This is a genomic window from Macellibacteroides fermentans, from assembly GCF_013409575.1.
GTDB classification, from domain to species: Bacteria; Bacteroidota; Bacteroidia; order Bacteroidales; family Tannerellaceae; genus Macellibacteroides; species Macellibacteroides fermentans.
Genome location: NZ_JACCCY010000003.1, coordinates 730814 through 752084, shown reverse-complemented (window position 1 = coordinate 752084; position 21271 = coordinate 730814). Strand labels below are relative to the sequence as shown.

The 21271-nt window shown below is 39.7% G+C and carries 12 protein-coding genes and 2 pseudogenes; all 14 read left to right on the top strand.

Annotation, left to right across the window (positions count from 1 at the left end; genetic code table 11):
* Positions 1-24 precede the first annotated feature (24 nt).
* The 14 genes and pseudogenes from F5613_RS12415 to F5613_RS12350 all read left to right on the top strand — a co-directional run bounded on the left by F5613_RS12415 (position 25) and on the right by F5613_RS12350 (position 21252).
* Entirely contained in the window at positions 25-1878 is a 1854-nt protein-coding gene (locus F5613_RS12415) for a 2-oxoacid:acceptor oxidoreductase subunit alpha (RefSeq protein ID WP_179399971.1), read from the top strand.
* A 3-nt stretch (positions 1879-1881) separates the two neighbouring features.
* On the top strand, positions 1882-2907 hold the full coding sequence (locus F5613_RS12410; protein ID WP_068185124.1) for a 2-oxoacid:ferredoxin oxidoreductase subunit beta: 1026 nt from the start codon (positions 1882-1884) through the stop codon (positions 2905-2907).
* 146 nt (positions 2908-3053) lie between these two features.
* The gene (gene pckA / locus F5613_RS12405) at positions 3054-4661 is read left to right on the top strand and encodes a phosphoenolpyruvate carboxykinase (ATP) (RefSeq protein ID WP_068185118.1); all 1608 of its coding nucleotides are present in this window, start codon (positions 3054-3056) and stop codon (positions 4659-4661) included.
* Between the two features lie 219 nt (positions 4662-4880).
* Positions 4881-6488, top strand: coding sequence for a glycoside hydrolase family 31 protein (locus F5613_RS12400; protein WP_179399970.1), 1608 nt, complete (start codon positions 4881-4883; stop codon positions 6486-6488).
* A 98-nt stretch (positions 6489-6586) separates the two neighbouring features.
* Positions 6587-7879, top strand: a complete 1293-nt coding sequence (locus F5613_RS12395) for a 3-keto-disaccharide hydrolase (protein WP_079682231.1) — start codon at positions 6587-6589, stop codon at positions 7877-7879.
* Positions 7880-8102: 223 nt separating this feature from the next.
* The gene (locus tag F5613_RS12390) at positions 8103-11357 is read left to right on the top strand and encodes a glycosyltransferase family 117 protein (protein ID WP_179399969.1); all 3255 of its coding nucleotides are present in this window, start codon (positions 8103-8105) and stop codon (positions 11355-11357) included.
* 7 nt (positions 11358-11364) lie between these two features.
* Positions 11365-11976: a polysaccharide deacetylase family protein gene (locus F5613_RS12385; protein ID WP_079682233.1), complete on the top strand. Its 612-nt coding sequence runs from the start codon at positions 11365-11367 to the stop codon at positions 11974-11976.
* A complete protein-coding gene (queG, locus tag F5613_RS12380) occupies positions 11973-12926 on the top strand; it encodes a tRNA epoxyqueuosine(34) reductase QueG (protein ID WP_179399968.1) in 954 nt (317 codons plus the stop codon). The genes F5613_RS12385 and queG overlap by 4 nt, the downstream gene beginning before the upstream one ends.
* Entirely contained in the window at positions 12923-14206 is a 1284-nt protein-coding gene (locus F5613_RS12375) for a S28 family serine protease (protein ID WP_179399967.1), read from the top strand. The genes queG and F5613_RS12375 overlap by 4 nt, the downstream gene beginning before the upstream one ends.
* A 95-nt stretch (positions 14207-14301) precedes the next feature.
* Positions 14302-15903, top strand: a complete 1602-nt coding sequence (locus F5613_RS12370) for a beta-N-acetylhexosaminidase (RefSeq protein ID WP_179399966.1) — start codon at positions 14302-14304, stop codon at positions 15901-15903.
* Between the two features lie 1182 nt (positions 15904-17085).
* Positions 17086-17622, top strand: a pseudogene (locus F5613_RS12365) (IS982 family transposase); the annotation flags it as partial.
* Between the two features lie 132 nt (positions 17623-17754).
* Entirely contained in the window at positions 17755-18924 is a 1170-nt protein-coding gene (locus F5613_RS12360; RefSeq protein WP_179398827.1) for an IS4 family transposase, read from the top strand.
* Positions 18925-18945: 21 nt separating this feature from the next.
* Positions 18946-19392 (top strand): annotated as a pseudogene (locus F5613_RS12355) (IS982 family transposase); the annotation flags it as partial.
* Positions 19393-20151: 759 nt separating this feature from the next.
* On the top strand, positions 20152-21252 hold the full coding sequence (locus F5613_RS12350; protein ID WP_179399964.1) for a TlpA disulfide reductase family protein: 1101 nt from the start codon (positions 20152-20154) through the stop codon (positions 21250-21252).
* The last annotated feature ends 19 nt before the right edge of the window (positions 21253-21271 follow it).

Here is a 21271-nt window from a genome sequence, read left to right as displayed (position 1 = left end):
GAATAAAAGCTTATATAAATTATTATGGCAGAACAAACGAAAGTTACGACGTTGGAAAAGGTTGTTGTTCGTTTCTCGGGAGACTCGGGAGACGGTATGCAATTAACCGGAACAATCTTTTCAAATCTGTCTGCAATTTTGGGAAATGATATTTCAACATTCCCCGACTTTCCGGCAGAAATACGTGCTCCGCAAGGAACGCTTAGTGGTGTATCAGGGTTTCAGGTTCACCTGGGATCAAGAAAAATTTATACACCTGGAGATAAAGCGGATGTATTGGTTGCTATGAATCCAGCCGCTTTGAAGGTTAATGTAAAGCAAATTAAACCAAATGCAATTGTAATTATTGACACTGATTCATTTTTAAAGAATGATCTTACCAAAGCCCAGTTTGTAACGGAAGACCCGTTTGCAGAATTAGGATTGAACAGTGTACAAGTTGTTGCTGTTCCAATTTCATCCATGGTTAAAGATGGCTTGGTTGAATTTGAATTGGATAATAAATCGGCTTTACGCTGTAAAAATATGTTTGCCCTTGGATTGGTTTGTTGGCTGTTTGAGCGCCCACTCGAAGAGGCGATGCATATGTTGCAAAATAAGTTTGCTAAAAAACCAACCATTGTAAAGGCAAATATCAAAGCCCTTACTGATGGCTACAACTACGGTCATAATACACACGCAACTGTTTCTACATACCGTATTGAAAGTACGACTGTTGAACCAGCTTACTATACAGACGTAAATGGAAACAAGGCAACTTCCTATGGTTTGATTGCCGCTGCAGAAAAAGCAGGATTAAGACTTTTCCTAGGCAGTTATCCCATTACTCCGGCAACCGATATCTTACACGAATTGGCTAAACGCAAGGATCTTGGCGTTATCACCGTTCAGGCTGAAGATGAAATTGCAGGTATCTGTACAGCAATCGGTGCAAGCTTTGCAGGTTGCCTGGCAGCCACTTCTACTTCAGGTCCAGGTCTTGCCCTTAAGGGTGAAGCCATCGGATTAGCTGTTATATCTGAAATTCCGCTGGTTGTTATCGATGTACAACGAGGAGGCCCGTCAACCGGGATGCCGACTAAAAGCGAACAAACAGACCTTATGCAGGCTCTATATGGACGTAACGGCGAAAGTCCGGCAGTAGTACTTGCAGCCTCTACTCCAACCGATTGCTTTGATGCTGCATTCTGGGCAGGAAAACTTGCCGTAGAGCATATGACACCTGTTATTTTGCTTACCGATTCGTTTATTGCCAATGGATCATCTGCCTGGAAAATTCCAGATTTGGATACCTATCCGTCAATCACTCCGAATTATGTGACCAACTACAAAGAAGAAGCTCCATGGAAACCTTATCGTCGAGATAAAGATTCATTAGTTCGTTATTGGGCTATCCCTGGTATGAATGAGTTCATGCACCGTATCGGTGGCCTGGAAAAAGATTACGAAACAAGTGCTATATCCACCGATCCTGCCAATCACCAGAAAATGGTAAATGTTCGTCAGGCTAAGATTGATAAAATAGCCGATTACATACCCGAGCAGGAAGTATGCGGAGACAAAGATGCCGATCTGCTTGTTATTGGTTGGGGTGGTACCTATGGTCACCTGTATGAAGCCATGGAAGATATGCAGGCTGAAGGTAAAAAGGTTGCCATGGCTCACTTTAAATTTATCCAACCTCTTCCCAGAAATACAGCTGAGCTGATAAGCCGTTACAAGAAAGTGGTGGTGGTTGAACAGAACAACGGTCAGTTTGCCAATTACTTACGGGGAAAAATTCCGGGATTCAATCCTTTCCAGTTTAACCGTGTTAAAGGACAACCCTTTGTTGTTGCTAGATTAGTTGAGGAATTAACGAAAATTTTGGAGGCATAAACCATGAGTATAGAAGTAAAATATGCTAAATACGTAGCAAAAGACTATAAGAGCGACCAGTACGTACGTTGGTGTCCGGGTTGTGGAGACCATGCTGTGCTAAACTGTCTTCATAAAGCGATGGCCGAATTATCGATTCCTCCGCATAAAACAGCTGTGATTTCGGGTATTGGTTGTTCATCGCGTTTACCTTATTACATGAACACCTATGGATTCCATACCATTCACGGTCGTGGTGCTGCGATTGCTACAGGTGTTAAGACAGCCAATCCAGACCTTTCCGTTTGGTTGATAACCGGAGATGGCGACTGCCTGGCAATCGGTGGGAATCATTTTATCCATGTGGTGCGTAGAAATGTTGATATGAACATTGTATTATTCAACAACAAGATTTACGGTCTTACCAAAGGGCAGTATTCTCCTACATCCGACAGAGGATTCGTATCCAAGAGTTCTCCACTTGGTACTATAGAAGAACCTTTTGTACCTGCAGAACTGACCCTTGGGGCACGTGGAACTTTCTTTGCCCGGAGCATTGATGTGGATTTAAAAAACTCGACTGATATATTGGCCGCATCTGCTAAACACAAAGGAACCTCCGTCGTAGAAGTTTTAGTGAACTGCGTTATTTTTAATGATGGTACTCACAAAGACATAGCGGATAAGGAATACAGAGCCGAACGTACCATTTTCCTGCGTCATGGTGAAAAAATGCTGTTCGGGAAAGATAACGATAAAGGATTGGTCCTTGACGGATTAAAGCTTAAGGCTGTTACAATCGGCCAGGATGGCTACACTCTTGATGACATTCTGGTTCACGATGCTACAACTCATGATAATACCATGCACCTTCTTCTTTCAATGATGGGTGGTGAAATGCCGGTAGCTTTAGGAGTGATACGCGCCGTAGAAGCTCCCGTTTATGGTGAAGAATTGTATAAACAAATGGAGGCTGTTCAAACTAAAAAGCCCAATCTTAAACTTAACGATATATTAATGAGTGGAGAAGTTTGGCAGGTCAAAGAATAATTACTGAAAAATTTCTTTAATTGTTTTTTACTTAAAAGAAATTATATTACTTTTGTAACGTCATCATGCAAGAGTAATGTAATTTCTTGTGATATTTAGAGTATTAGAAAAGTTATATAAGTCAATCAATTTAACTAATTATCAAAATGGCTAATTTAGATTTAAGCAAGTACGGCATTGTTGGTACTACCGAAATAGTACACAATCCGTCTTACGAACAACTGTTCGCAGAAGAAACAAAGCCAGGTCTAGAAGGTTTTGAAGTAGGTCAGGTTACAGAAATGGGTGCCGTAAATGTAATGACCGGAGTTTACACAGGTCGTTCACCTAAGGACAAATTTTTTGTAATGGACGAAACTACCAAAGATACTATCTGGTGGACTTCCGACGAATACAAAAACGACAACAAACCACTTTCTGTTGAAACTTGGGGAAAACTTAAAGCAATCGTTCAGAACGAGCTTTCAAACAAGCGTTTATTTGTTGTTGATACTTTTTGCGGTGCAAACGAAAGCTCACGCATTAAAGTTCGTTTCATTATGGAAGTTGCCTGGCAGGCTCACTTCGTTAAAAATATGTTCATCCGTCCTACAGAAGAAGAACTGGCTAACTATGGCGAACCTGACTTCGTAGTAATGAACGGTTCAAAATGTAATGCCGGCGACAACTATGCAGAGCTGGGCTTGAACTCAAAAACATTCGTTGTGTTCAACCTTACTGAAAAAATTCAGTTAATCGGTGGCTCATGGTATGGTGGTGAAATGAAGAAAGGGATGTTCTCATATATGAACTACCTGTTGCCTTTACAGGGAATGGCTTCAATGCACTGTTCTGCCAACACAAACGAAAAAGACGAAACAGCTATCTTCTTCGGTCTTTCAGGAACAGGTAAGACAACTTTGTCTACAGACCCGAAACGTCAGCTTATTGGTGACGACGAACACGGATGGGACGACGAAGGTGTATTCAATTTTGAAGGCGGTTGCTATGCAAAGGTTATCAACCTTAGCCAGGAACATGAACCAGATATCTGGAATGCAATCAAACGCGATGCTCTGCTTGAAAACGTAACTGTAGCAGCCGATGGCAAAATCAATTTCGATGATAAATCTGTAACTGAAAACACACGTGTTTCTTACCCGATCTATCATATCGAGAATATTGTAAAACCAGTATCAAAGGCTGGTCCCGCAAAGAAGGTTATCTTCTTGTCGGCTGATGCTTTTGGTGTATTGCCTCCGGTATCTATTCTTACTCCGGAACAAACACAGTATTATTTCCTTTCTGGATTTACAGCTAAATTGGCTGGAACAGAACGAGGTATTACTGAACCAACTCCTACTTTCTCAGCTTGTTTCGGTGCTGCATTCTTGTCATTGCACCCAACAAAGTATGGTGAAGAATTGGTAAAGAAAATGCAAAAATCTGGAGCTACAGCCTATTTGGTAAATACCGGATGGAATGGTAGCGGCAAACGTATCTCTATTAAAGATACACGTGGTATTATCGATGCTATCTTAGATGGTTCTATCGATAAGGCAGAAACTAAAACAATTCCTTACTTCTCATTTGAAGTTCCCACAGCTCTTCCAGGTGTAGATCCTAAGATTCTTGACCCACGCGATACTTATGCAGATGCTTCTGCCTGGGATACAAAGGCTCAGGATCTGGCTGCCCGTTTCATTAAAAACTTTGCGAAGTTTACAGGAAACGAAGCTGGAAAAGCATTAGTGGCTGCAGGTCCTAAATTGTAAGTTGTAAAAGGGAAATCATAGATTTTCTTGTAAAACAAAATAGAGGGTGATATCATTCAGGTGAGTCACCCTCTTTCATTTTATATAAAGAGGAGTCTTTATCCCAAAATAGACTACGCTAAGTACTGGTCGCGTGGTTAAAATTATTTTCTAAATCGTATATTTGCAGAAATCTATTCAAAACAAACGCCATTATATCATTTAGAAAACTAAACTAATATGTATTTACAAAAAAAGCTGATTCTTTCTTTCATTACGCTGTTTATGATATTGCCTTGTATGGCACAAAACAAGTATGAAACAATAATATCCTCTCAAGAGGGTGAAGATTGGTGGGGAGGGATGGTTGCCCTGGGGTCTAAAATGCCCTATAGAAATGAACTTCGACTAATTGATCTTTCTCAAGAAAATCTAAACAACCAGAATGTTCCTCTGTTCTTATCATCCAAAGGCAGGGTTGTATGGAGCGACAGACCTTTCTCTTTTAAAACCGAAGCTGGCAATATACATATCTATTCTCAGTATGAAAAAATAAGTCCATTTCAAGCAGGTAGTACATTGAAAGAGGCTTATGCTGTTGCGTCTTCAAGATTTTTTCCTCCTTCCGGAGTGATCCCAGACCCGCTCTTTTTCTCCATGCCGCAATATAATACGTGGATTGAACTAATGTACAATCAAAATCAGGAAGATATTCTGGCTTATGCAGATAATGTGCTTAAACACAATTTTCCGACAGGCGTATTTATGGTTGACGACAACTGGCAGAAGTATTACGGAAATTTCGATTTTAAACCAGATCGGTTCCCTGATCCGAAAGGGATGATTGAGCGCTTACATAAAGAAGGTTTTCGTATCATGTTATGGGTATGTCCTTTTGTAAGTCCCGATAGTCCCGAATTCCGCGATCTGCAGCAAAAGGGATTTCTCATCAAAAGAAAAGGAACAAAAGAGGCTGCCATAATTTCGTGGTGGAACGGATTTAGTGCTTGCTATGATTTGAGTAATCCCAAAGCAGTGGCACATCTGAAAAAACAGTTGAAAGACCTGCAGGAAAAATATGGTGTGGATGGCTTCAAGTTTGATGCTGGCGATATAAGCCACTTTACCGATTCGACACTTGAATTTTATGATAAGTCAGCAACTTCTGTCGACATGTGCGAATATTGGGCTAAAATAGGGCTGGATTTCCCTTTCAATGAGTATCGGGCAGGATGGAAAATGGGAGGTCAGGCATTAGTTCAACGTCTGGGAGACAAAGATTATTCATGGAATGCGGTAGGATTATTAATTACCGACATGATCTCGGCGGGTTTACTTGGCTATTCGTATACATGTCCGGATATGATCGGAGGCGGTCAATTCGGCTCATTTCTGAATATTGATCAATCAAAGCTGGATCAAGATCTAATAGTCCGGTCATGCCAGGTTCACGCACTAATGCCTATGATGCAGTTTTCAGTTGCTCCATGGCGTATTCTTGATCCGGAGCATTTGGAAATATGCAGGAATTATGCACATTTACATCAGAAGATGGGAAACTATATTCTGGAGCAAGCTCACCATTCGGCTAAGAGCGGCGAACCCATTATCCGGCACATGGAATACGAGTTTCCTCATCAGGGATTTGCCTCCTGCAAAGACCAATTTATGCTTGGTGACAAATACTTGGTTGCCCCCATTATAACAAAGGAGCATACTCGTAGTGTAAAATTACCAAAGGGAACCTGGAAAGACGATACCGGTAAAAAATTTAAAGGACCGAAAACTATACAGGTCAACGCTCCGATAGACAGATTACCATACTATGAAAGGATTTCAAAAAAGTGAAATACGTAATCACTTTTGAATCATTTTATAAAAGATAAGTGGCATAATACAAAATAATTAACTATGTTTGTGAACTCATTTTAAAATCTATAATGCTCATGAAATTTTTAAAGAAAGACTCGAACCGCATGGGAGTTTTCTTTAGCTGCGCTGCAGCCTGCCTACTTACATTTGTAAGTTGCGGAGAAGCTCCACAAAACGTACTCACACCACAAGAAGAAGCCGATGGCTGGAAATTACTTTTCGATGGTAAAACTATGGCCGGATGGAAAGATTACAATGGTACTACTTTAACTCAACCGTGGGGTGTAGTTGATGGATGCATCCAGGCTAACGGACAAGGAAGCGATGCCAGTGGCTATATCGTGACTGATAAAGAATATGAAAACTTCGAACTTTCGTGGGACTGGAAATTGTCTAAGGGTGGTAACAGCGGTATGTTGTACCACGTTGTAGAACGTCCAGACTTTGCTGTTCCTTATGTTACCGGTCCGGAATATCAACTTATTGATGAACCTAACTTTGCCGAACCATTGGAAGACTGGCAAAAACTTGGCGTAGATTATGCCATGTATTTACCAGACACAAGCAAAATGAAGGTAAATCCTCAGGGAGAATGGAATAATTCAAAAATTGTTTTTGATAATGGTCATGTTGAACATTGGCTGAATGGAGTTAAAATTCTGGAATTCGAAGCTTGGACCGACGACTGGTATGCCAGAAAGAACAGCGGCAAATGGAGTCATGCCCCAGAATACGGACTAGCCAAGAAGGGCGTAATTTGTCTACAAGACCATGGTTATCCTGCATCTTTCCGTAATATTAAAATTAAGGAACTTCCCAGAAAAACAAAGGAAGTGGTGCTGTTTAATGGCGTAGACCTTACAGGTTGGGAAGTTTACGGAACAGAAAAATGGTATGTGAAAGACAGCCTGCTAATCTGCGAAAGCGGTCCTGATAAACAATACGGCTACCTTGCAACACGCGAATATTTCGACGATTTCGAATTAACTGCCGAATTCAAACAGGAAGCAGATGGCAATTCAGGAATCTTTATCCGCTCTACAGTTGGAGATAGCGTAAAAGTGAATGGCTGGCAGGTTGAAGTAGCTCCTAAGGGCATGGATACTGGTGGTATCTATGAATCATATGGCAGAGGCTGGTTGATCCAGATTGACGATGATAAAGAAAATATTCTGAAACAAGGTGATTGGAACACAATGGTTATCAAAGTTAAGGGAGATAATGTTACAACAATTCTGAACGGACAGGAGATGGTTAACTTTACTGACGAAAAAATCGGTAAGGGTAAAGGACGTATCGCCCTTCAAATTCATGATGGCGGCGGAATTAAAGTTCTATGGCGTAACCTTGTTGTTAAAACGCTGTAAGAAGTCAACAGATTCAACTTAATTATAATATTACCAGGTATCGGAATTTAGATTTCTGATACCTGGTTTTTTTATACTATTCATTTTATACATATTTTTAGTATTCTATTCGCAATTTAAAGACTTACAGAACGTTGAAATTAAGGTTATTTCTTACCTTTGTGGCCGTTGCCTCAGCAAAAAGGCAGATAAATTGAATTAATTATTCACTATATACTATCGTATGGGAAAATATAAACTAATCAACAACGTGCTGGGATGGGTAACCTTTGCCATCTCTTCCATCGTTTATTTGATGACAATGGAACCTACCGCTAGCTTCTGGGATTGCGGTGAGTTTATTTCTTCGGCCTACAAACTGGAAGTAGGACATCCGCCGGGTGCCCCCTTCTTTATGCTAACAGCCAATCTCTTCACTCAGTTTGCATCCGATCCTTCTCAGGTGGCGGTAATGGTCAACTCGATGAGTGCCCTGTTTAGCGGACTTACCATTTTATTCCTTTTCTGGAGTATAACCCACCTTGCCCACCGGATATTGGTAAACGAAGGAGAAGAAATATCCAACTCTCAGCTTATCACCATCATGGGTAGCGGACTTGTTGGAGCATTGGCCTATACATTTAGTGACACCTTCTGGTTCAGTGCCGTTGAGGGTGAGGTATATGCTTATTCGTCCCTTTTCACGGCCGTTGTTTTTTGGTTGATCCTGAAGTGGGAAGCCGTGGCAGATAAACCTCATGCCGATAGATGGATGGTACTGATTGCCTACCTGATGGGGTTAAGTATTGGTGTTCACTTGCTTAACTTGCTTTGTATTCCAGCCATAGTATTAGTATATTACTATAAAAAATATCCGAATCCTACCCTCAAAGGAACATTTGTAGCCCTATTCATTTCTTTTGCCATTATTGCCGTTATGATGTACGGTGTTGTGCAAGGATTGGTAGAAGTATGTGGTTGGTTCGAGCTTTTATTTGTAAATGGAATGGGCATGCCATATAATTCGGGGGTATTTGCTTATGTTGTAGTTTTACTGGGTGTAATCGCCTGGGCAATCTATGAGACAATGACCTCCAACCCAAACAAGGCTCGTATGAACATTGCCTTTATTCTTTCAGTTACGCTGATTGGAATTCCATTTATCGGAAGTGGTTATGTTATTGGTATTTTACTGATTGCAGCACTCACTGCATATCTGTTCCTATCTAAAAGAACAAGCATTGAAGTGATGAATACCATCCTGGTGTCGCTTTTGGTAATTGTGGTAGGTTATTCATCGTATGCGCTTATCCTCGTCAGATCATCGGCAGAAACACCGATGGACCAGAACTCACCCAAAGATATATTCACTTTGCGTACTTACCTTGCCCGCGAACAATATGGTAAAACTCCGTTGATTTATGGACAAACCTATGTATCTGAAGTAAAACGACAGAATCAGGGAGGAAGTTGTGCTGCTGTAACAAAGGAAGGTGCACCTACCTGGAGTAGAGTAATTAAAAAAGACAAAACAGAAAAGGATAAATATTACGTATCCCGCTACGAATCGGAATACGAATATATTGACGAACTTAATATGCTCTTCCCCCGTATGCATAGTGGTGACGGACGTCATGTAAGCGCATACCAGGAATGGGCACAGGTAAAAGGCGAACCTGTACAGTTTGACCGTTGTGGTGAACGAGTGACGGTAATGAAACCCACTTTTGCCGAAAACATCCGCTTTTTCTTCACTTATCAGCTTAATTTCATGTATTGGAGGTATTTCATGTGGAATTTCTCCGGCAGACAGAATGATATTCAGGGAAATGGAGAAGTAGATAAAGGAAACTGGATTACAGGCATTAAAGCAATCGATTCCGTGATGGTTGGACCACAGGATGATATGCCTTATGATATTGCCAACAATAAAGGTCACAATGTATACTATTTGTTGCCGCTGCTGTTAGGAATTATCGGATTACTATATCAGGCTTATGCCGGAGAAAAGGGAATACAATCCTTTTGGGTGACTTTCTTCCTCTTTTTTATGACAGGTATCGCCATTGTGCTTTATCTGAATCAGACTCCGTATCAACCGCGTGAGCGCGACTATGCCTATGCCGGATCATTCTATGCTTTCTGTATTTGGATTGGATTCGGAGTGGCAGGGTTAGCTAAAATCCTGGAGAAATATGGCAAGCTTCCTGCAGTTGCTGCTGCTTCAGTTGCGACGGTTGCCAGCTTGTTCGTTCCTATTCAGATGGCAGCCCAGAACTGGGACGACCACGATCGCTCTGGACGTTATGCAGCAAGAGATTTTGGAATTAACTACCTTGAATCTTGTGAGCCAAATGCCGTAATATTTACAAATGGCGATAACGACACCTTCCCATTATGGTATGCACAGGAGGTGGAAGGTATTCGTACCGACATTAGGGTTTGTAATACGAGCTATTTACAGACAGACTGGTATATCGATCAGATGAAGCGAGAGGCTTATGAGTCGAAACCCCTTCCTATCTCATGGGATAGAGCCGACTACATTCAGGGCACGCGTGACGTGGCATATATCTTCCCGATGACTGATCAGCCTATTGATCTTAATACCGCGCTGAGCTTTGTAAAAAGCAATGATCCTAAATACAAAAAAATTCCTGGCATTAGTCAGCCTTTGGATTATATTCCTTCGCAAACATTGCTTTATAAGGTTGATACAGCTGCTGCTCTAAAACATGGAGTGATTCAGCCGGCCGACTCAGCATTAATGTTGAATGAGATGACGATTGACCTGAAAGAAAAAGAGGTGTTGGGTAAACAGGAACTCATTGTACTGGATATGTTACAAACCAACAATTGGGAGCGTCCTATTTATTATGCTGTGACAGTAAGTCCCGATCAGTTTGTAAAACTAGACGGTTACTTCCAGCAAACCGGACTCGCCTATCAGATTGTGCCGATGAGTACCAAAGGAACAAACAAGGCAGTAAACTCTGAGAAGATGTACGACAATGTAATGAACAAGTTTAAATGGGGAGGCGTAAATAATCCGGATGTTTATCTGGACGAAAATACCATGCGTATGTGTAAAAGCTTCCGTATGGCTCTGTTCAGCAAATTGGCAGGAACGCTTATTGCAGAAGGCAAAAATGACAAGGCATTGAAAGTCCTTGATAAAGCCATGGAAGTTCTACCGGCAAAAACGGTTCCATTGGATTACAGTGCCCTTTCTATCGGTGAGTTCTACTTTACGCTCAACCAGAAAGAAAAAGCAGAAGCAGTTTATAACGGTATTGCCGATAATTCACTTCGAAGCCTTCGCTGGTATTTCAGGTTAAACCCAAATCAGATGGCTTCTGTAATGGGAGATGTAGAACATAATCTGGCTGTTTTGCAAGAAATTTTAAGAATCGGAAAACAGTACGATCCTGAATATGGCAAAGCATTCCAGGAAGAATTTGATAATTACCGTATGGCATATAGTTCCGTACGCAGATAAATAAGGTATGTTTATAGAACAACCCCCGTTCTTTTACAGAGCGTTGTTCCCAGGGGTAATCTGGAGAATTCCGTCGGACAAGAAATGTGTCTATCTCACATTCGACGACGGACCTATTCCCGAGATTACCCCTTGGGTTTTAGATACCCTGGACCGATATGGCATTAAAGCTACATTTTTTTGTGTTGGCGATAATGTCCGAAAATATCCGGAGGTTTATCAGATGATATTGGATCGTGGTCACCGTGTTGGTAATCACACATTCAACCATATTCAGGGAATCCGTTTCTGGACTAAAAATTACGTAGCCAATGTAAAAAAGGCTGCAGAGTTGATAAAAAGTAACTTATTTCGTCCTCCACACGGACACATGCGTTTTCCGCAAGTATTAATGCTTCGAAGCAGCTACAAAATCATTATGTGGGACGTTGTTACACGTGATTATAGTCCACACATGACGCCCAACGGAGTTTTAAACGTAGTGAAGAACTATACACGGAATGGTTCCATCATTGTGTTTCACGATTCGTTAAAATCGGAAGTAAACATGAAAGGGGCTCTTCCGCGGGCGATTGAATGGTTGCAGCAAAATGGATATGAGTTTAAAACAATTGAATGAATCTTGAGCAAAAAATAAAGGAGGAAGCACTTAGGTTAGGCTTCGCTGCCTGCGGAATCGCAGAGGGAGCCCCTGCAGAAAGTGAAGCAATCTATTTTGACACCTGGCTGGCAAACGGAATGCATGCAGGCATGACCTTTATGGAGAATTACCGTAACGTCCGTTTAAACCCATCCGGGTTACTGGAAGGCGCCCGTTCCATTATTTCGGTTGCTTTGAATTATTATCCGGCCGACCTACAGCCACAAGATGTACCACAACTTGCATACTATGCATACGGACGTGATTATCACGATGTGATTAAAGAAAAACTAAACGAATTGGTTGATTATCTACGTCGTGAAGTCAGTATCAATGCCCGTTGTTTTACAGACTCAGCTCCAATTCTGGAAAGATATTGGGCTTGGAAAGCCGGACTTGGTTGGATAGGAAAGAATACCCACCTGATAATCCCCGGCAAAGGATCCTATTTTTTTCTGGGTGAAATCGTAACAGACCTAATCCTTATTCCGGATCGTCCGATGGAAAGTATGTGTGGAAAATGTACACGATGTATGGAGGCATGTCCTACAAGGGCCATAGAAGCTCCCCGAACATTAAACGCAGGCAAATGTATCTCTTATCTAACGATTGAGAATAGAAATGAGATCCCGGAAAAGCTTGCTCCTCTCATCGGCAACCGTATTTACGGATGTGATACCTGTCAGCAGGTATGTCCCTGGAACCGTTTCGCCAGACCAACAACAGAAGAGTCCTTTAAGATGAAAGAAGAACTGGCTGAGATGACTGCGGATAAATGGTATGCCCTCTCCCGCGAACAATATACTCGCATTTTTAAAGGGTCGGCTGTAAAACGGGCCAAATACGAAGGCCTGTTAAGGAATATAGCCAACTACAAAGCTATTAATTTCAGAAAAGAAGAAGAACAAAACACAAATACTTACAAATGAAACGTATCAGCCACCTGCTCCTGCTGCTATTGTTGGTTATAGTCTCGGCTAACGCATCCAACAAGGAGCTCTATCAAAAACTTTGTACCCTGAAGGGAGTTATTACCGTAGATAGCCTGCCTTCCGATTATTCCTCAGAAAAATATGTTGTTACTATTAGGCAACCCCTGGATCATAAACATCCCGAAAAAGGGTCGTTTACCCAACGTGTGGTAATCAGTCACGAAGGCTTCGACCGTCCAACAGTGCTTGTAACCGAAGGATACGGTGGCGACTATGCTCTAAACCCTCGCTATCGGGATGAGTTAGCCGGACTCTTTCAGACTAATACAGTCTTCGTAGAGCATCGGTATTTTTCCGGATCCGTTCCAGACACCGTAGACTGGCAATACCTGACTGCACAGAATTCGGCTTCAGACCTACATCTTATCACCACTCTGTTTAAACAAATTTATCCTCAAAAATGGATTAGCACGGGTATTAGCAAAGGAGGGCAAACAGCTCTGATCTACCGGGCTTTCTTTCCGAACGATGTAGATATCACCGTACCCTATGTAGCACCTGTAAGCCGGTCGGCAGAAGACGGCAGGCACGAACCGTTTCTAAATGTAGTAGGAGATAAAAAAACTCGTCAGGCTATTTTGTCTTTTCAGCGTGAAGTGCTGAAAAGAAGAGGTGAAATAATACCCCTCATGGAAAAGTTTTGCATGGAAAAGCAGCTATCTTTCCGCATATCCATGAATGAAGTACTTGACTACTGTGTATTGGAATATTCATTTGCTTTCTGGCAGTGGGGAACACCTGCAAGCCAGATTCCTGCCAACTCGGCAACCACTGAGGTTTTATTCAAACACCTGACAGAGATTAGCGGTCCAGATTATTTTGCCACCGGTCAACCTACTCAGGCATTCTTTATTCAGGCTGCACGCGAATTAGGATATTATGGTTACGAAATAGAGCCCTTTAAGGATCTTCTTTTCATCCGAACAGCTAAAGACTATTTGCAACGGATTATGTTACCCGAAGGAATAACTATCCAATTCCAACCGGAGCTTTATAAGAAACTGACAAATTTTATTGCAACAAGCGATCCTCGCCTAATCTTCGTATACGGCGAATATGATCCGTGGACTTCCGTAGGTATTACCAAGTTAGATGGGAAGAAAAATATGTTTGTTGCCATCCAACCGAAAGGAAGTCACCGGGCAAGGATTAATACTCTGCCCGATTCCTTACGAGACAAGGTGATTAAAACTATTAATCTATGGCTTGAAAAATAATTGTACAATATTTCATTCTGACTTTTTATTAAGGATTTATCTCTATATTTGCACATCACGCTTTATCGCTAAACAAAACATTTAAATAAAATTCTATGAAAGTTAACCTTATTTCGGGGATATGTATATCTCTATTGATGCTTTCCTGCAAGCAGGAAGCTCCTTTAAATTATCAGGTAATTCCAACACCTCAGTCAGTTGCTTACAAAACGGGGCATCTCGATCTTCCTTCAGAAGTTAAAATAGCTTTTCCTGAAAGTGTCAAAAAAGAGGCAGATGTGTTACAAGAGATCCTTTCTTCTGATTTCAATTGCAGAACAATATTGGATCCGCAAAATACTATGGCAGATATCCAACTGGAGTTAACTACAGGCCAATCAGAAAAAGAAAAAGATGGTTATTCTATTGATGTTAGTTCAAAAGGTATCAAAATCACATCAGGAACTTCCACTGGTATCTTTTACGGCATCCAAACCTTGAGACAAATACTTAGGGCAAACGAAGGGAAACTAACCGTTCAAAAGGGTACTATCTCAGACTATCCTGCATTTGAATGGAGAGCATTCATGCTAGACGAAGGACGCCATTTTAAAGGCAAAGAGGTTGTAAAGCAATTACTTGACGAAATGGCCCGTTTAAAAATGAACGTGTTCCATTGGCACCTCACGGAAGACCAGGGATGGAGAATTGAAATCAAGAAATATCCGATGCTTACAGAAGTAGGTTCATACCGGGACTCAACCGAAATTAATCATTTCGGAAGCAATGAATACGACGGTAAGCCTCATCAAGGATTTTATACACAAGATGATATTAAAGAGATTGTAACTTATGCAGCCGACCGCCACATCATGGTTGTTCCTGAAATAGAGATGCCCGGACATGCAAGTGCAGCCATTGCAGCATATCCCTGGCTCGGAACAACAGGCAAAAAGATAAAAGTTCCTTGTAAATTTGGTGTTCAATATGACATTTATAATGTGGCAGATCCTAAAGTCGTGAATTTCCTTACAGACGTTATCGACGAAGTAATCACACTCTTTCCTTCACCGGTATTTCATATTGGCGGCGATGAAGTTCGTTATGACCAGTGGAACGAATCACCTATGGTACAATCCTATATGAAGAAAAATGACCTTGCAACTCCGGCTGAATTGCAGGTATATTTCACAAACACTGTCTCCAATATACTAGCCTCAAAGAACAAGAGGATGATGGGATGGAATGAGATTACAGGAGCTAAGCTTCACGAATATCAATCAGAAAAGGATACGAAAGAAGGAAATGAGAAGCTGGCTGCAGGTACCATTGTTCACTTCTGGAAGGGGGATTCAAGTCTAATTGTCAGCACCCTCAAAAAAGGATATGAAGTTGTTAATTCTTTCCATGAATACACTTACCTGGACTATGATTACAAATCTATACCCATGGAAAAAGCTTATAACTTCAATCCTATACCTGCAGGACTTCCTACTGAATTACAATCCAAGGTATTGGGTACTGGATGTCAGATGTGGGGAGAATTTATACCAACCACAGAAAGTATGAATTATAAAGTATATCCACGAATAGCAGCATATGCAGAAGTGGGCTGGACTGAAGCTGGTAACAAAGATTATCAAAAATTTAAATTGGCTTTAGCCAATTTCCTTACACGCTGGAGCTCAATGGGGATAAAATATGGCCCTACCGAATAATTGAATATAGAGGAGAGGGTGTGTCAAAACAAAGTAATTGACACATCCTCTTTATTTTATCTAATTGACCTATAAAATAATAGCGTCTCAAAATAATAAATGCATCCAAGCAAATCTAGTCGAATCTCTTATTCTGTTAATCGACGATTTAAATCCTCTTTTTGGTGTATCACCAATCACATGATCTCTTAAACAAAGCAGAATACACAGGCTAGCATATCATCACACAATTATAATGGCATAGATAATAAGTATTCTCCAACGAATTCGATCCTATAGGCAATTCCTTTTTCCGCTTGATTAAGAACTACAATAGTTCTGTCATTTTTAGGACTATCACAGTAAGACTTACATAACTTTACTCCAACACTTAAGTTAAATAGTCTGGTTACCATATTGAAGTATAATTTTGAATTAAGGGATCTATTCGTGTAGAAAGAAGCTGTTCATTGTATATAAATAGATAAAACACAAGGCTTCAAAGATAATTTAGCGTTGTATGTTTATGCAAATAGTATAGTCAAGAATAAAAAGTAAGATCAGATCTTGATATGGTCCTCTTCTTTTTTCACATATATCGTAGTGTTTAACAAGATATTAATCAGATTAATTAATTAAAAAGACAGAATAGCTGCCTGATTTATGTGTTGTATAACACATGAGTTGTTTTTGTCGGAAATCATTGCAGATAATCGAATTATTGTTTTTATATTTGCATCAGAACAACAAGAGATAAGCAATTGATCTTAGATGTTGTTCTGGCTAACCAAAACATTACTCTGAAAGGATGCCCAAAAGGCATCCTTTTTTTCTTTTCCCCTTTTAATGCTCAGATATAATATAACTATGATTGAGGTATATGATTTCCATTCTTTAATTTTGCTAATTAATATATTAAACCATAAAATAACAACAATCAATAATTAAAAGAACAACAAAATGCATTAATCAATATGTTGTATAACATATTGATTGTTTTTATTGGAAAACATTACAGATAATCAAATTATTGTTTTTATATTTGCATCAGAACAACAAGAGATAAGCAATTGATCTTAGATGTTGTTCTGGCTAACCAAAACATTACTCTGAAAGGATGCCCAAAAGGCATCCTTTTTTTCTTTTCCCCTTCTAATGCTAAAATATAATACAAACCCGTTGGCGGAATTAATTCACTAAAAAATGTCAGGAAATAAGTTGTGCATATCATTGATTATTAGTATTTTAATGGTGATCAAACTATTAATATACAGCTCAATTATGCACAACTTATATGCAATATTCGCTAAATTTCTTGATATATGCAAGATGTTTTCTGCTGATTTAGTAAACGAAAAAGGGAATATACCTCGCAGAGGAGTCGTCCCGAAGTTCTCTGACTTAGAAGTGATCAGTTTAAGCCTTGCTGCCGAATCAATAGGTATAGATAGTGAAAGCTTTTTGTTTTCTAAATTAAATGGATACAAAGATGATTTTTCTTCTCTCATATCCCGTCGTCAATATAATGATCGCAGGAAGCTCACTATCGGCTTATGTAATCAGGTGCGTGAAAGAATTGCATCAAAAGTTGATGGTGGAGAAGCTATTTTCTGTATTGATTCTATGCCAATTGAAGTCTGTCGTCCCATAAGGTCAAAACGTTGTAAAATGGGAAAGAATAATTATGATAAAGCTCCCAATTATGGCTATTGTGCTTCACAGGGTAAACATTATTACGGATCACTAGTGTCCGGTTAAGGACTTTAACAAACTCCTGAAACCCGCATTGATAAAGGCTTTCAAATACGTTCTTTAATTTTTCGATTTGAAAATATTGGAAATTACCTAGATTTACGAAAAATACCGTAAATCATGAATATAGGGAAAACCGTTTTCGCGCAACTGATGTCATTTTTACCGACTTATGAATTCAACAAGTGTGTTGAAAAGTACAAGGGTAACCATCGCGTAAGGAACTTTACCTGTAAGGAACACTTTTATGTGATGGGTTTTGCTCAACTTACCTATAGGGAAAGTTTACGTGACATCGAATCTTGCTTGACAGCGTTTTCCAATAAATTATATCATTCAGGCATAAAGCAGCCGGTTCCTAAATCCACATTGGCAGAGGCCAACGAAAGTCGGGATTGGCGAATTTATGCAGACTACGCACAAGTTCTGATCAAGGAGGCTCGACACCTTTATGAAAAGGATAACGAGTTCAAGCTTGATGTCAAAAACATGGTGTACGCCTTGGACAGCAGCACCATCGACTTGTGCTTAAGTCTTTTTCCATGGGCGAAGTTTCGCAAAAACAAAGGTGCTGTTAAAATGCACACGTTGCTGGACTTGCGGGGCTCCATACCCACATTTGTACATTTGACGGATGGTTTATGCCACGACGTCAATGTAATGGAACATATCGTAGTCGAGCCTGGTGCCATTTATGTAATGGACAAAGGTTATGTCGATTTCTTTCGGTTCTACACTATCATCCACGAACAACGCGCGTTCTTCGTGACTAGGGCCAAGGATAACATGGCTGCCAGAAGAGTGTATAGTCGAAAGGTGGACAAGACCACCGGACTCAAATACGATCAATCTATAAAACTGACAGGCTTTTACATCAAGAAAGATTATCCAGACTATTTGAGGAGGATAAAATATCAAGATGCCGAAACCGGCAAGATTTATGTTTTCTTGACGAATAACTTAGAGTTACCAGCCTTTACAATTGCTCAGTTATACAAAGAACGATGGAAGATTGAACTGTTTTTCAAATGGATAAAACAGCATCTTCGGATAAAAGCTTTTTATGGCACCAGCAGAAACGCAGTGTACACCCAAATATGGATAGCAATCTGTATGTATCTGCTTGTCTCAATAGTCAAAAAGAAAATGAAATTAGAGCCGCCGCTCTACACTTTATTGCAGATTTTCAGCTTGACTTTGTTTGAGAAAATGCCTATAAATGAGCTATTTATAAATACAAATTACAATTTAACCAGTCCGAATAGTTCTAACCAGTTGAATATCTGGTAGTTTTAACCGGACACTAGTGATTACGGATATAAATTACATTCTCTCTGTGGGTTGAGCGGTGTCATACACTCTTTTGACCTGACAAAGGCGAGTGTTCACGACATTCATTATTTGAAAGACGTAAAGTGTAACTTTCAGAATTGCACCATCATCGGTGATCGTGGATATATTGGAGCAGCCATACAACTTGATTTATTTGAAAAAGCTAATATCAAGTTGGAAGTTCCATATCGGTCGAATCAAAAAGATTGGAAACCTGTATTTAGTCCATTTGCTAAAGCAAGGAAAAGGGTTGAAACGCTTTTTGCACAATTATGCGATCAATTTATGATAATCAGAAATTACGCAAAACAAACAGAAGGATTGTTTACCAGAATTACGGGGAAAATTAGTGCACTTACAATCCTTCAATATATAAACAAGATTAATAACAAACCCATTGGACAAATTAAATATGCACTAATTTAATTCCGCCAACGGGTATAATACAACTATGATTCTAGGATATCAATTCTATTCTTTAATTTAGCAAATTGATATGTTTAACTATGATACACAGACTATGATTAATTAAAAGAACAATAAAATGGACCGACCTATATGTTGTATAACACATAAGTTGTTTTTGTCGGAAATCATTGCAGATAATCGAATTATTGTTTTTATATTTGCATCAGAACAACAAGGGATAAGCAATTGATCTTAGATGTTGTTCTGGCTAACCAAAACATTACTCTGAAAGGATGCCCAAAAGGCATCCTTTTTTTCTTTTCCCCTTCTAATGCTAAAATAGAATACAACTATGATTCTAGGATATCAATTCCATTCTTTAATTTTGCTAATTAATATGTTTAACCATAAAACAACAACAATCAATAATTAAAAGAACAATAAAATGGACAGACCTATATGTTGTATAACACATGAGTTGTTTTTGTCGGAAATCATTGCAGATAATCGAATTATTGTTTTTATATTTGCATCAGAATAACAAAAGATAAGCAATTAATCTTAAAGGTTGTTCTTTTAATCAAAACATTACATATAAGGGATGCCCAAAAGGCATCCCTTTTTCTTTTGTTTTTTCTTTAGCTCTGCCTGTATTATTTGCAGATTCAACACAACTGTTTGGAAACGACTCTATTAAAATTAGCATATTTATAGTTTTATTTTATTTATTTTCATATCTTTACCCCAAAGAATTTATGTGAATTTGAACAGCTAAAGATGATAAATAGAATCGTTGTAGTGCTATTTGCACTGTTAGGTATGGTTTCATGTGGTAAGAAATCTGTTTTTCAGCTGGAAGGTAACCTCTCCAACCTGAAGAATCAGACAATTTATGCTGTATTTGAAGGTTCAGATAAAAAATTAACCGATACAATCACCTGTCAGAAAAACGGTCGTTTTGAAATAAAGCAAAAGCAAGCCGATTATCTAAGTGTAACTCTATATTTCGAGAATAAATCTGTATGGCTGACCGTATATCCGGAAGCCGGCGAGAAAGTGATTCTTACGGGAGATATAAATGTACCCGAATTAATAGAGATAAAGGGAGGAGAAACCAACGAAAAGTTGTCTGCCTTTTATAAGAGACATTCAACTCTTTTAAAAGAACGGGCGCAGTTGATTGAAAAGCTACATACACCGTCTGACTCGCTTTTGACAGACGAATCAACAACTACCACCAAACTGATCAACATTGATCATCAATTACAGGAAAAGGCAGAATCCTTTATACGCAAGAATCCAGCCGAAAAGGCCTCTATTGTATTAATGTACCGATTTTTCAGAGATTCAGACGATACACGGTTATTGGAAGAATTTATACCTCTTCTTGATTCATCGTTAAAGGATTTTTTCTTATTTAAAGAGTTGAAATCTTTTGTAGCAAGAGCTAAGCGTACCGCTATCGGTGCTGAGGCCCCCGGATTCGATCTGATAAATATTTATAACCAACCTGTAAGTCTGGATTCGTTTTCGAATAAATACCTGCTTTTAAGTTTCACGGCCCCATGGTGTGAAATGTGCCAGGCAGACAATCTGTATCTGGATGAGATAAAACGTGAATTTCCGGCCGAAAAGGTTGATATGTTGTTGATAAGTCTGGACACGGATCAGGCTGCTGTAAAAAAGGTGCTTGAGGCAGACACCATTAAGTGGAATCTGGTTACAGACTCGGCCGGGCAAGGTACCAGCATGCTGGAACTATACAATGTTAATGCGTTACCGCGTTGTTTCTTAATCGACAACGAAGGAAAAATAGTATTAAAAACAGATAACGGACTGGAAGTTAAAAAAGTACTGGAGCAGATCTTAAAGAAATAGAATCTCGCTCCCAAATTGT